11 protein-coding genes and 1 pseudogene are annotated in these 12,423 nt (G+C 71.5%); 7 read left to right on the forward strand and 5 right to left on the reverse strand.

Annotated features, from left to right (window positions below; translation table 11 throughout):
- Nucleotides 1–43 precede the first annotated feature (43 nt).
- Nucleotides 44–265 (reverse strand): hypothetical protein, encoded by a 222-nt coding sequence (locus AB0K82_RS27470; protein ID WP_364402197.1) that lies wholly within the window; start codon nucleotides 263–265, stop codon nucleotides 44–46.
- Nucleotides 262–597 carry a hypothetical protein gene (locus AB0K82_RS27475; RefSeq protein WP_364402199.1) on the reverse strand — a complete coding sequence of 112 codons (336 nt, stop codon included), beginning with the start codon at nucleotides 595–597 and terminating at the stop codon, nucleotides 262–264. Before AB0K82_RS27475 ends, AB0K82_RS27470 begins: the two co-directional genes overlap by 4 nt.
- 176 nt (nucleotides 598–773) lie before the next feature.
- Here AB0K82_RS27475 and AB0K82_RS27480 point away from each other — a divergent pair.
- Together AB0K82_RS27480 and AB0K82_RS27485 are read left to right on the forward strand one after the other, a co-directional pair.
- Nucleotides 774–1,614 (forward strand): annotated as a pseudogene (locus tag AB0K82_RS27480) (helix-turn-helix transcriptional regulator).
- Nucleotides 1,599–1,703, forward strand: coding sequence for a DUF397 domain-containing protein (locus AB0K82_RS27485; RefSeq protein WP_364402202.1), 105 nt, complete (start codon nucleotides 1,599–1,601; stop codon nucleotides 1,701–1,703). The pseudogene AB0K82_RS27480 and the gene AB0K82_RS27485 overlap by 16 nt, the downstream one beginning before the upstream one ends.
- A gap of 478 nt (nucleotides 1,704–2,181) precedes the next feature.
- Here AB0K82_RS27485 and AB0K82_RS27490 read toward each other — a convergent pair whose 3' ends face one another.
- Nucleotides 2,182–2,913 (reverse strand): alpha/beta hydrolase, encoded by a 732-nt coding sequence (locus AB0K82_RS27490; RefSeq protein WP_364402204.1) that lies wholly within the window; start codon nucleotides 2,911–2,913, stop codon nucleotides 2,182–2,184.
- Between the two features lie 309 nt (nucleotides 2,914–3,222).
- Between AB0K82_RS27490 and AB0K82_RS27495 the strand changes: the two genes are divergently transcribed.
- A complete protein-coding gene (locus tag AB0K82_RS27495; RefSeq protein WP_364402207.1) occupies nucleotides 3,223–3,489 on the forward strand; it encodes a hypothetical protein in 267 nt (88 codons plus the stop codon).
- Here AB0K82_RS27495 and AB0K82_RS27500 read toward each other — a convergent pair.
- A complete protein-coding gene (locus AB0K82_RS27500) occupies nucleotides 3,454–4,668 on the reverse strand; it encodes an NAD(P)/FAD-dependent oxidoreductase (protein WP_364402210.1) in 1,215 nt (404 codons plus the stop codon). The genes AB0K82_RS27495 and AB0K82_RS27500 overlap by 36 nt on opposite strands.
- Nucleotides 4,669–4,757: 89 nt before the next feature.
- On the opposite strand from AB0K82_RS27500, the gene AB0K82_RS27505 reads away from it, so the two are divergent.
- The 3 genes from AB0K82_RS27505 (at nucleotide 4,758) to AB0K82_RS27515 (ending at nucleotide 8,695) form a co-directional block, all read left to right on the forward strand.
- The gene (locus AB0K82_RS27505; RefSeq protein WP_364402213.1) at nucleotides 4,758–5,306 is read left to right on the forward strand and encodes a TetR/AcrR family transcriptional regulator C-terminal domain-containing protein; all 549 of its coding nucleotides are present in this window, start codon (nucleotides 4,758–4,760) and stop codon (nucleotides 5,304–5,306) included.
- Between the two features lie 225 nt (nucleotides 5,307–5,531).
- On the forward strand, nucleotides 5,532–6,956 hold the full coding sequence (locus AB0K82_RS27510) for an NAD(P)/FAD-dependent oxidoreductase (RefSeq protein ID WP_364402216.1): 1,425 nt from the start codon (nucleotides 5,532–5,534) through the stop codon (nucleotides 6,954–6,956).
- A gap of 131 nt (nucleotides 6,957–7,087) precedes the next feature.
- On the forward strand, nucleotides 7,088–8,695 hold the full coding sequence (locus AB0K82_RS27515; protein WP_364402218.1) for an esterase-like activity of phytase family protein: 1,608 nt from the start codon (nucleotides 7,088–7,090) through the stop codon (nucleotides 8,693–8,695).
- 16 nt (nucleotides 8,696–8,711) lie between these two features.
- Here the strand turns inward: AB0K82_RS27515 and AB0K82_RS27520 are convergent, their stop codons facing one another.
- Complete coding sequence (locus tag AB0K82_RS27520; RefSeq protein WP_364402221.1) at nucleotides 8,712–10,004, reverse strand: M18 family aminopeptidase; 1,293 nt, start codon at nucleotides 10,002–10,004, stop codon at nucleotides 8,712–8,714.
- 166 nt (nucleotides 10,005–10,170) lie between these two features.
- Here AB0K82_RS27520 and AB0K82_RS27525 point away from each other — a divergent pair, with 166 nt between their 5' ends.
- Nucleotides 10,171–12,348, forward strand: coding sequence for an MMPL family transporter (locus tag AB0K82_RS27525; RefSeq protein ID WP_364402224.1), 2,178 nt, complete (start codon nucleotides 10,171–10,173; stop codon nucleotides 12,346–12,348).
- Nucleotides 12,349–12,423: the final 75 nt, after the last annotated feature.

Consider the following 12,423-nt stretch of genomic DNA (forward strand, 5'->3'; position numbering starts at 1 on the left):
CACCGTCGCGGCCAGATCTCCCTGACGACCGAGACCGTCCCGATCAGGTCCGCGCCCTGACGACCGCGCCGGTGAGCTCTTCCGGGTCGGCCGCCTCGACGAGACTCCACCGGCCGCGCACGGGCAGCATCGCCCACCAGCGCCGGGTGTACGGACCGAACCACAGCACGGCGTCCGGGAAGCGACGCCGGAGAAGCACGGTCAGCTGCATCTCCGAGAGCACACCGGGCGGCCAGGGGTCGACCAGCGTGGGCGGCGCGGTCATGACGTCATCTCCGGAACGACTCCGTCGAGCCGCAGCACCGAGGCGATCCGGCAGGCGGCCGCCTCGACATCGGTCGCGGGCCCGAGCGGTTCGTACTCCGAGGGCGCGTCCCGGGTGGGGCCGGACCAGCCCCACCACCACAGCAGCCGCCCGTCCTCGTCCGGCCGGCAGACGACCGCCTGCCGGAGGCCCGGGCTCATCGCCGCGCCGACCGGGTCGTCCCCGTCGGCCGCCCGGTTGACCGCCCACACCCTGCTCGCGCCGACGACCTCGGCGACGAGCCCTCGTGCGGCCAGGGTGCGGGCGAGGTCTCTGACGAGCGACCCGATCATTGTGCCTTGCGGGGTATCTCCATTTCGCGCGAACCTCACTTCCCGAATCTCGCCGATTTCCGGCTACAGACTCGCGCCGACCGATTACGTCAGCCATCGACGACAACCACTCGCAAATCACCTCCGCTCCAGCGATTTCCGCCACCGGCCGGAGGTTGAGAACCGAGGAGGTCCCCATGGCACGACCCCAGCGCGACCTCGCTCCAGACTCGCTTACCGGTCATTTCGGTCTGAAAATCCGCACATACCGCAACGACGCCGGCCTGTCCCAAAGTCAGCTCGCCGACGCCCTGGGCTGCACCGGCCAGTGGGTCGGCGCGGTGGAACTGGCCGACAAGTCCCCCTCCGAGGCGTTCGCCCAGGATCTCGACACCTACTTCCAGACGAACGGCTCCTTCCACCGCCTCTGGAAAACGATCAAACGCGCCAACCGAAGGACGGCACCGCCTACCTGGTTCAGGCCCTGGATCTCCGTCGAGCAAAAGGCGAAAATCCTTAAATCCTGGCAACCGCTGGTCGTCCCCGGCCTCCTTCAGACGCCGGCTTACGCGCGGGCGATCCTCCGGAGCAAGCCGGGGATCACCGACAAAGAGCTGGAAACACAGGTCACGGCACGTATCGAGCGGCAACAGCTCCTAGTGCTCGACAACCCACCGCTGCTATGGGCGATCTTGGACGAAAGCGTGCTATCGCGGTTGGTGGGGAGCGACGAGATCGCGGGATCAGCTCGCCGCTCTCATCGAAGCGACGGTCGTCAACCATGTCACCATCCAGGTAGTGCCGAAGGAGAGGGTTGGAACAGCCGGCTTGTCCGGCCCGTTCGTGATCGCAACAATGGATGGCGAACCGGACGTCGTGTATCTCGATGATGCCGCCGAGGGGCGCATCGCAATCAATTCATCCGAAGTCGCAGAAATCCTCAACTGGTACGATGCGATTCGCGCGGACGCACTTCCTGCCCAAGCGAGTGTCGACCTCATATCGAAAGTGAGGCAAGACCGATGGATGCAGCTGTGATCGTCACCGAGTGGCGCAAGTCCCACTACAGCTCTCCGAACGGCGGTGACTGCGTCGAGGTCGCTATCGCGGCGGCCTGTACGGTTTGAGATCGCCGCCGAGATAGCGCCCCGGATTTCGGTGCCCTGAGCAGCGGAAATCCGGGGCGTTGACGGTGGTTCCAGGCAGCCGCGTGCAGAAGTCTCGGATAGCGCCACTACCTTCGCCCCGATTGCCGGGAATCGCCTCTTGTGCAAGTTGGCATGCGCCGCGTTCACCGAGCGTTCTGCACGCCCCAGCAGCCCACTCCCTCACCGAGGCCACGCGCGACGGCAAGGGGACCGGGACCTTGCCGCCGCCGTTGCCGGGCGGAACCCGGCTATCCGGGCGTCTCGCCGGCCACGTCGACGGCAAGGTGGCCACAGCGACGGCTACCTGCGGTACCTGGTGCCGGCGAGGTCGGCACCGTCGCGGATGGTTCGACCTCCCGCGCCTGCACGCGCTCGGCCATGCGGAACAGTCCGACGCGAACGCGCCGGCCGGGAACCAAGGCCCGACCGGCGCTTCGCGCACTACGAGACGGCGGTCCTAACCGGAGTGCCGGGCGAAGAACTGCAGCGCGCTGTCCGTCTCGAACTCGGGGACCTCCCCGTGCCTTCCGGGATTGGCGTGCAGCGTCTTTTCGGCCGACGCCAGAGCGTCGAACAGCGCCAGACTCTGGGCCCGCGGTACTCGGTCGTCGTCCCACTGGAGCAGGAACTGCACCGGGGTGGTGACCTGGGCGGCGGCCTCGGCCAGCCCATCCAGACCGAGCAGGCCCAGCACCGCCGCGCGGACTCGGGGTTCCGCGGCGACGAAGGGGACACCGAGGCCGCAGCCCATCGACATGCCGAAGTAGCCCACCGGGCCGGCGCCGACGAAGTCGAGTTCCTGAACAGCGGCCAGGACCGCCTGCCATTCCGGGACGGCCTGGTCGGCCAGGAACTCGTGCATGGTGGCGAGCCGCGCGGCGACGTCCTCACCCGCGACCATGCCGGCCCGCAAGTCGGCCGCGATGCGGGCGAACTCCTCGGTCTTCGGCCGGTCGCCGTGGTTGGGCGCGTCGAGTGCGACCACCGCGAAACCGCCCTCGGTGACGAAGCGGTGCGCGCGGGACACGATGCCGGGGGCCTTCTTGTGCTGCCCGCCGCCGTGTCCCATCAGGATCAGGGGGCGCGCTCCGACGGCGTCTTCCGGCGTCCACAGCACACCGGGGATCTCGCCGAGGGTGAACAGCCGTTCGGTGACGCCGTCCAGCGACGTCTGAGAGATGAAGCGCAAAGCGTTTCAAGCCTTTCGGGATGCCTTCTGCGGGCGCTCCCTAGGCCATGCGCGGGAGGGAGTCCCGACCTGTCACAGCGTTGATCGGTCTCACCTCCTCAGTTCGCAGCGGTGCACGGCGCCGCGAAACGTATCACACAGACCTCACACGGCGAACGCTGCCTGAAAGCACCTACTCGTTTCACGCCGTCTACTCACGCGAGCGACTTTCTCGTCTCAGTGGACGCTTCAGAACGAGCGCCCTGCCCCGGCCGAGCCGGCCGCCTGGCGCCGGGCGGCTGGGGCTGGGGGATGGGTAGGGTCCGGCGGGTGAGCGGTGTCGCGTCGTTCCCGCCTTCCTACCGTCATTTCCTCGCCGAGCTCGGCTCGTGCGAGGTGGACGGTACGGAGTTCCTCGGCGGCTACCGGACGCCCGCGATGGGCGGCGGACTCCGGGTACCGGATCGCGCGACGAGACGCCTCACCGGTCGGCGTCCACGGGGAACGAGTACCAGCGCGACGGTCCTCGTCGCACGCGCCGCGCCGGTGACCGTGGCCGCGTCAGCGGTCGGCGTCCTCCGCGCGACCGACCGGTGAGGCCGTCGTCTGCCGGGGCGTGGCGGCCTGGGCGGGGACGAATCTTTTCAGGTTCTCCTTGCTGTACTCCACCGCCGCGTTGCCGCGCTGAAGCAGGCCCGCCTGGTACTCCCCCAATGCCGAGGCGAGGTCGCGTTCGCCGCGCTCGACCTCGGCCAGGCGTTCGGCGAGGAGCACGGCGTCCCACATGGCGGTGTTCGCGCCGTTCCCGCCGGAGGCCAGCGTGAGGTGGGCGGCGTCGCCGAGCAGCGTCACCCTGCTCACCGGCCATGACGGCATCGGACGGTCGAAGACCCTGGACCGGCCGATGCCGCTCATATCGGACGAGCGCACCAGGTCCAGCAGGTCGGGGTGCCAGCCGTCGATGAGGTCCAGCACCACTTCACGAGCGTCCTCACGGCGCGGGCCGGTGGCGGCCGGGTGCTCCGGCGGAACCATCAGCACCCACCGCACGTAACTCTCGCGGTAGGGCATGGCCAGCTCGGGAGCCAACGCCGCGGCGGCCTCGGACGGTTCACGGTCGAACTGCATGCGTCCCAGCATCAGCGTGATCCCGGGCCCCTTGATCATCGTGCCGCGTCCGGGCACGAGCCGCAGGAAACGGTCGGCGACGGGCGTACGGCCCATCGCCCCGCACAGGTCCGAGTCGACGAGCCGGACCTGGGGCACCAGTTGCCGTCGCACTCTCGAGTTGCCTCCGTCGGCGCCGACGAGCACCTGCCCCGCCGCCTCCGTGCCGTCCGCGAAGCGCGCGATCACGGTCCCGTCCTCGGTTTCGGCGTGGCTCGTCAGCCGTTTGCCGTACGCGATGCGGTCGCCCAGGGCACCGAGCAGGATGCGCCGCAGTACCTGCCGGTCCACGGCCCTGGCGTCCTCCGGCGGGCCCTCGAGGTCGCGGCTGAGCACATTGAGCCGTTCGTCGAACAGCAGTCCCGGCCCGGTGAGGCTCCCGCTGGTGGCCTCGACCAGCTCGGCGAGCCGCCCTGGCAGGGTCGCCCGCAGGGCATCAATGGTGGCCCGTCCCAGGCCGATGCGGTAACCCTGGAACCGGTCACCGGCCGCATCGTCGGCCTCGTACACGCGCACGTCGATGCCCACTCGGACGAGCGCGTGGGCGAGCGTGAGCCCACCGATCCCCGCCCCGATCACCAGCACTCGTCCTGCGCCTTGTTCAGCCATGACCTTCCTCGCTTCCCAGGTGAACAACGTTCACGTGTACATTGTTCACCTGAGGGAAGCCGACCTGTCAACCCGGCTGGGAGGAATCAATGGGGCAGCGGCGTGCCGAGGTGCTGCGGACGGCGATCGAGCTGCTCGACGAGGTCGGGCTGGACGGCCTGACCATGCGGCTGCTGGCGGGCCGACTCGGTGTGCGGGCCAGCGCGCTGTACCGGCACTACCCCAGCAAGCAGGCGTTGCTGGACGCCATGGTCGCGCACCTGGTCGCCCCGCCGGGTACGCCCCTGTCGCTGGACGGCCCCTGGGACGAGCTGCTGCGCGGGGCGGCGACCAACGCGCGTGCCCTCATGCTGGCCCACCGCGACGGGGCCCGGCTCATGACCACCTTCCAACAGCCGAGCGGCGAGGCCGTCGCCGTCTTCAGAGCCCTCGTCGCCGCCCTGATCGACGCGGGCCTGCCCGAGGACACCGCCGCGATCGCCGTGGACACGGTCATGGCCTACGTCAACGGCTACACGATCGAGGAACAGGCGCGGAAGGTCGGCACCTGGCCCGAAGATCGGCTGGACCACGCCTTCCGCCAAGGTCTCGAACTGATCATCGCGGGGATCGAAAGCGCCCTCCCACCAGGCCGGTGAGACGCTCGGCGCGCGGACGGGTCCTCGGTTCCCGCCGGTCCTGCCGCTGATCCGGTACGGCCTCCGCCGCGGGCCGGGGCGAGCGGCGTTTCACCGGGGGTTCCGCTCCCATGCCGTGCGGTGTCCGCGTCCGTCAAAGATTCCCTTGGGTTTTCCGTCTGTTGCCCTGATTCGGGGCAGGTCCCACCACGGCCCCCTCCACGCCGAGGGTGATCGGAGAGTCTCGTGGCAGAGGGTGGCGACGCTTTCGATGTGATCGTGGTCGGCGCCGGACCGGTCGGTGAGATGGCCGCCGCGCGGGTCGTACGGGGCGGGCTCACGGCCGCCGTCGTCGAGAAGCGTCTGGTGGGCGGGGAGTGCAACTACTACGCGTGCGTCCCGAGCAAGGCTCTCCTGTGGCCGATGGAACTGGCGGCCGAGGTGGACCGGATGCCGGGTCTGACGCTGAGCGGGCCGATCGACACGGCCGCGGTGCTGGCCCGCCGTGACCAGGTGGTGTCCCACTTCGACGACAGCGGCTACGTGAGCTGGGTCGAGCGGTTGCCGGCGACGTTCGTGCGGGGGCACGGGCGCCTGGCCGGGCCGCGGCGGGTGGAGGTGACGACGCCGGACGGCGGCGTCCGGCGGCTGCGGGCCCGGCACGCCGTCATCGTCGCGACCGGCAGCGCCCCCCGCGTTCCCGATGTGCCCGGGCTCCGCGAGGCGCGCCCCTGGACGAACCGGGAGGCGACCGGCGTCCAGCAGGTGCCCAAGCGGCTCGTGGTCATCGGCGGCGGCCCCGTCGCCTGCGAGATGTCGCAGGCCCTGCACTCGCTCGGCGCCGTGGAGACCACCGTCGTCGTCCGCGACGACCGTCTCCTCACCAGGACGGAGCCGTTCGCGGGCCGGCTGCTGGCCCAGTCGTTCGCCGAGAACGGGATCGACGTACGCTTCGGCCGCTCGCCCGTCCGCGTCGAACGCCTCGCTCCGGGCGGTCCGGTGACCGTTCACACCGACGACGGCGCCCAGATCGAGGCCGACGAGATCCTGGTGGGCACCGGCCGCCGCCTGTCCGTCGACGACATCGGACTGGAGACGATCGGTCTCACGGCCGACGGTCCGATCCACGTGGACGCGAGCATGCGGGCGACGGAGGTGCCCGACGGCTGGTTGTACGCCGTCGGGGACGTGAACGGGCGCAACCTGCTCACCCACATGGGCAAGTACCAGGCCCGCGTCTGCGGCGACGTGATCGTCGCCCGCGCCGAGGGCCGGCCCGACGACCTGGCGGCGCTCCGCGACACCGCCGACGACCGTGGCGCTCCTCAGGTCATCTTCACCGACCCGCAGGTCTGCGCGGTCGGGCTGACCGAGTTCCGGGCGCGCGCCAAGGGTCTCCCGGTACGCACCGTGGAGTCCGACATCGGCGCGGTGATCGGCGCCCAGCTCCAGGCCCCGGGCTACACCGGCCGGGCGAAACTGGTCGTCGACGAGGACCGGCGGGTCCTTCTCGGCGCCACCTTCGTCGGGCCCGCCATCGTGGACCTCCTCCACGGGGCGACCATCGCGGTGACCGCCGAGGTCCCGCTCGACCGGCTGTGGCACGCCGTTCCGGCCTTCCCGACCACGAGCGAGATCTGGCTGAACCTCCTGCTGGACTACGGCATGTGACGCCTCCCCGGCGCGCGGGGCACTCACCGGCGGCGGTTAACCGGCGCGTCGTCTGGAGGACGTGGAGCGGCCACTCGTCATCTGCAGAATCCAGGTGTCGGATCGCGTGCCCTCCACGAGGAGAAATTCGGATGAACCGTCGTGCCGTCGCGGCCACCGCCGCCGGAACGCTCGCCCTGTCCCTTTCCGGCGCGGGGATCGCCACCGCCGGCGCGTCCCCCGCCCTGCAGGCGCGGGACGACGCCTACCGGGTACGGGCCGGGGGGACCCTCACCGTGCACGGACCCGGTGTCCTGCGGAACGACCGCGGGCGGCCCGTCACGCTGGTCTCGCACACCTCCCCCGCGCACGGGTCGCTGAGCCTGGACCCCGACGGGTCCTTCCGGTACATTCCGGCCGCCGGGTTCACCGGAACCGACTCCTTCGCCTACACCGTCAGCGACGCGGTCCGGCTGTACACCACCCACCTGCCGCCGCTCGCGACGATCGGCGGCGTGAAGATCACCGGCGGCGCTTACGGGTCCGCGCTCGCGCCCGTGCCAGGTCACCGGGACGAGTTCTACGGCCTCACCGACCGCGGGCCGAACGTCGACGGTCCGAACGGCACGAAGATCCTGCCGCTGCCCGGATTCACGCCGTCCATCGGAAGGTTCCGCCTCAAGGACGGCCGGGCCGTGCTCGAGCGGACGATCCCGCTACGGGCCGCCGACGGCACGCCGTACTCCGGGCGCGTGAACCCGCAGGCGGCGACCGGGGAGACCCTCACCGACCTGAACGGGAACACCCTGGCGCCGAGCGCGAGCGGGTACGACTCCGAAGGCCTGGTGGCGATGCGCGACGGCTCCTTCTGGGTGTCGGACGAGTACGGGCCGTTCATCACGCGGTTCGACCGGAACGGCCGCGCCGTCGAGCGGCTGTCGCCCTTCGACGGTTCACTGCCCCGGGAGCTCGCGAACCGGGTGCCGAACAAGGGCATGGAGGGGCTCACCGTGACGCCCGACGGCGGGACGCTGGTGGGGATCATGCAGTCGGCGCTGCAGCAGCCCGACCTGACGGCCAAGGCGAAGGACGTCACGACGCTGCGGATCGTGACGTACGACCTGCGCACCCGGGCCACCCACGAGTACGTCTACCTGCTCGACGATCCCAAGACCAACAGCGGGGCGGTCAGCGAGATCACCGCACTGTCGAACACGACGTGCCTCGTGGACGAGCGGGACGGGAACACCGAGCCGGGTGCGTACAAGCGACTCTTCAGGATCGACCTGACCGGCGCGACGGACGTCGGGCCGCGGGCGTCGGTGCCCGGCGCCCGCTACGACGCGGCCAAGGGCGGGCTGCTCGTCGGCAAGGACGCCAGGACGATCGACGCGTACGTCGGTTCGGGCGACACCGCGACCTCGCAGGCGAAGCTGGCCGCCGCCGGCGTCACGCCGGTCCGCAAGAGCCTCGGCCTCGACCTGGGCGGGCTGCTGACCGGCCTGGACCCGGCGGGCGGCTTCTTCGGGCACGACAAGGTCGAAGGGGTCGCCACGACCGACGGCGGACGCACCCTCGTGATCAGCAACGACAGCGACTTCGGCGTCGACGGGATCACCAACGGCGCGCCGCCCTTCGCGCTGCACGCCAAGACGCTGCCGAACGGCCGGCAGGACGACGGGGAGTACCTGGCGATCGACACCACGAGGCTGCCGGCGGCCACCGCCGGCGCCACAGTGCGGATCACGGTGACCGGCTGAGGCCGCGGCCGCCCGGTCAGGTCTCCAGGAACGCCTTCAGCGCGCTCGCCAGGAGGTGCGGGTCGTCGGCCCCGCACAGCTCGCGGGCGGAGTGCATGGACAGGATGGGGACGCCGATGTCGACCGTGGTGATCCCATGGCGGGCGGCGGTGATGGGGCCGATCGTGGTCCCGCACGGCATCGCGTTGTTGGAGACGAACTCCTGGCAGGGGACGCCCGCCCGGTCGCAGGCGGCGGCGAAGACGCCGCGGCCGACCCCGTCGGTGGCGTACCGCTGGTTGACGTTGACCTTGAGGATCGGGCCGCCGTTCGCCATCGGGTGGTGGGTCGGGTCGTGCCGCTCGGGGTAGTTCGGGTGGACGGCGTGGCCGGTGTCGGCGGAGACGCAGATCGTCCCGGCGAAGGCGCGCGCCTTGTCGTCGTACGAGCCGCCGCGGGCGAAGACCGAGCGCTCGAGGACGGCGCCGAGCAGCGGGCCCGCGGCGCCGCTGTCGGCCTGGCTGCCGTTCTCCTCGTGGTCGAAGGCGGCGAGGACCGGGATGTAGGACAGGTCGGGCGAGCCGGCGACGGCGGCGAGCGCGGCCGTGCTCGCGTGCACCGACAACTGGTTGTCGAGCCGCGCGGCGGCCAGCAGCTCCCGGTCCCGGCCGAGGTAGGCGGGCGGCTGGACGTCGTGGGCCATCAGGTCCCAGCCGACGATGTCGGCGGCGTCGACTCCGGCCTCTTCGGCGACGAACTCGATCAGCGTCCCCTCGTGGCCGTCGCCGATGCCCCAGATCGGCTGCGTGTGCCGCTGCCGGTCGAGGACGACGCCGTTCTCGTTGACGCTCCGGTCGAGGTGGATGGCGAGTTGCGGCACTCGCAGCAGCGGGCGGTCGACGGCGATCAGCCGCGTGCTGGCGTCGCGCAGCACGATCCGGCCGGACAGGCCGAGGTCCCGGTCGAGCCAGCTGTTGAGCAGCGGCCCCCCGTAGATCTCGACGGCGACCTGGCGCCAGCCCTGGGCGGCGAAGTCGGGACGCGGCTTGACGCGGAGGTTGGGCGAGTCGGTGTGCGCGCCGACGATCCGGAACGGCGTCTCCGGCCCCGCCCCCTCCGGGACGTACCAGGCGACGATCGCCCCGCCGCGTACGACGTATCGCCCGCCCGTCTCCCCGGTCCAGGGGTCCGTCTCCGCCACGGGGCGGAACCCGGCCTTCTCCAGGCGCTCGGCGGTGCTCGCGACCGCGTGGTAGGGCGAAGGGCTGGCGGCGATGAAGTCGGCGAGGTCGTCCGTGTGGCCACGGTCGAAGTGGGGCTGCGCGCTCATGATTCAAGAATACGGACAGCGGCTCGCGTCAAGGTGTAGCCAGCGTCACCGTCCAGGGGTGGTCACCCCCCGGGTCCAGCCGGGTGCTCACCGGCTGGGGCACAGGCCTCCGGATTTCTAGCGTCTTCACCGAAGGGTACCCGCCGGACGGTGAAGGGGAACGCGGATGAAGGAGAACCTGGCCGCTCGGCTGGGCGGCTGGAGCGCACGCCACAGGAAGACGGCGATATTCGGGTGGCTGCTGTTGGTCGTCGCGGCCGTGCTCGTCGGCGGAATGGCGGGGCAGCGGCAGCTGACCAACGGTGAGCAGGGCACCGGTGACTCCGGGCGGGCGATCCGCATCCTCGAAGAGGCCGGCATCACGAGCCCGGCCACCGAGATGGTGCTGATCCACAGCGCGACCCCGGACGGGTTCCGCGCGGCGGCCGCGGACGTGACCCGCGCGATCCGGGACAGCGGGCGGGCGGCGACCGTGCGGGCACCTCTGGTCTCCCGGGATCACCGCGACGCGCTGGTGCAGTTCGACATGGCCGGTGACCCGAAGACGGCGGCGGACCGGGTGGCGCCCGTCCAGGCGGCGGTGGCGCGGGCGGGAGCGGGGCACCCCGGGGTCCGGGTGGAGGAGTTCGGCGACGCGTCCGGCGAGCGGTGGTTCAACCACACGATGGGCAGGGACTTCTCCCGCGCGGAGCTGACCGCCGTGCCGCTCGCGCTGGGCATCCTGCTCGTCGCCTTCGGCGCGCTGCTGGCCGCCGTGGTGCCGGTGGCCATCGCGCTGACGGCGTTCCTGGCGGCCAACGGGCTGCTCGCCGTGATCAGCCACGCCATGCACATGGACGGTTCGGCGAGCTCGGTGATGCTGCTGATGGGCCTCGCCGTCGGCGTCGACTACTGCCTGTTCTACCTGCGCCGGGAGCGCGAGGAACGCGCCGCCGGACGGGACCGGGAGACCGCGCTGCGCATCGCCGCCGCGACCTCCGGCCGGTCCGTCCTGGTGTCCGGGTTGACGGTCATGGTGGCGATGGCCGGGATGTTCCTGTCCGGCATGGCGATCTTCGAGGGGTTCGCGGTCGCGACCATCCTCGTGGTGCTGATCGCGGTGATCGGCTCGGTGACGGTGCTGCCCGCGCTGCTGTCGATGCTGGGCGACAAGGTGGAGTTCGGGCGCATCCCGTTCCTGCGCCGCAAGCGGTCGACCGGGCGGTTCTGGAACGCCGTCCTGCGCCCGGTGCTGGCCCGTCCGGGCGTCTCCGCCGTGCTGGCCGGGGCGTTCCTGCTGGCGCTGGCCGCCCCCGCGCTCGGCATGCACACCGAGAAGCTCCGGATGGATCAGCAGCTCCCGAAGAACACGCCCCTGATCGTGACCTACCACCGCATCACCGCGGCGTTCCCCGGCGGCCCCGACCCGGCCCTCGTCGTGGTGAAGGCCTCCGACGTCCAGGCGCCCCGGGTACGGCAGGCGATCCAGTCGCTGCGGGACGCCGCGCGGCGGGACGGGGAGTTCGGGCAGCCGGTCCGCGTCCAGGTCCACGCGGCGGCGAACGTCGCCACGATCAGCGTGCCGCTCGCCGGCAACGGCTCGGACGCCACCTCACGGCACGCGCTGGCGACCCTGCGGCAGCGCCTGGTGCCCGCGGCGTTCGGCGGGGTCGCGGAGGCGCGCGTCGGCGGCACCCTGGCCTTCTCCACCGACTGGAACGCCCGGCTGCGCGGCGGCATCGTGCCGGTCTTCGTGTTCGTGCTGGGCGTCACCTTCCTGCTGATGCTGATCTCGTTCCGGTCCGTGCCCATCGCCGCCACGGCCATCGTGCTCAACCTGCTGTCGGTCGGCGCGGCGTACGGGGTGATGGTCGCGATGTTCCAGCACGGGTGGGGCGCGGGCCTCGTCGGCACCCACGGCGTCGGCGCCATCGAGGCGTGGCTGCCGCTGTTCGTCTTCGTCGTCCTGTTCGGGCTGTCGATGGACTACCACGTCTTCGTGGTGTCGCGGATCCGCGAGGCGTACGACCGCGGCACGCCCACCACGGCGGCGGTGGCGCAGGGCATCCGGGCGACGGCCGGCGCCGTGACCAGCGCCGCGGTGATCATGGTGGCGGTGTTCGCGGTGTTCGGCACGCTCTCGATGCAGGATTTCAAGCAGATGGGCGTCGGGCTGTCGATCGCCGTGCTGCTGGACGCCACGATCGTACGGGCGGTGCTGCTCCCGGCGGTGATGACGCTGCTCGGCGAGCGGAACTGGTACCTCCCGCGCGCGCTGTCCTGGCTCCCCGGCCTGTCCCACGGCGAGGCGCCGGCCGCCGCGCCCACCGCGCCGCAGCCGGCCTACGTCCCGGCGCAGCGCTGAGCCCCGGCCGAGCGTCCGCAGCCGCCGAGCGTCCGCCGATCCGCCGGCCCGGCGGCCCGGGCGGCGGGTCGGCGC

The sequence above is a fragment of the Actinoallomurus sp. NPDC052274 genome, assembly GCF_040679475.1.
Classification (GTDB): Bacteria; Actinomycetota; Actinomycetes; order Streptosporangiales; family Streptosporangiaceae; genus Actinoallomurus; species Actinoallomurus liliacearum.

Bases quoted from the DNA above. Each gene is read 5' to 3' on its own strand.
- AB0K82_RS27500 (WP_364402210.1), bottom strand. From the start codon at position 4,668: ATGGCTGAACAAGGCGCAGGACGAGTGCTGGTGATCGGGGCGGGGATC.
- AB0K82_RS27520 (WP_364402221.1), bottom strand. From the start codon at position 10,004: ATGAGCGCGCAGCCCCACTTCGACCGTGGCCACACGGACGACCTCGCC.
- AB0K82_RS27485 (WP_364402202.1), top strand. From the start codon at position 1,599: ATGGATGCAGCTGTGATCGTCACCGAGTGGCGCAAGTCCCACTACAGC.
- AB0K82_RS27525 (WP_364402224.1), top strand. From the start codon at position 10,171: ATGAAGGAGAACCTGGCCGCTCGGCTGGGCGGCTGGAGCGCACGCCAC.
- AB0K82_RS27515 (WP_364402218.1), top strand. From the start codon at position 7,088: ATGAACCGTCGTGCCGTCGCGGCCACCGCCGCCGGAACGCTCGCCCTG.
- AB0K82_RS27475 (WP_364402199.1), bottom strand. From the start codon at position 597: ATGATCGGGTCGCTCGTCAGAGACCTCGCCCGCACCCTGGCCGCACGA.
- AB0K82_RS27505 (WP_364402213.1), top strand. From the start codon at position 4,758: ATGGGGCAGCGGCGTGCCGAGGTGCTGCGGACGGCGATCGAGCTGCTC.
- AB0K82_RS27470 (WP_364402197.1), bottom strand. From the start codon at position 265: ATGACCGCGCCGCCCACGCTGGTCGACCCCTGGCCGCCCGGTGTGCTC.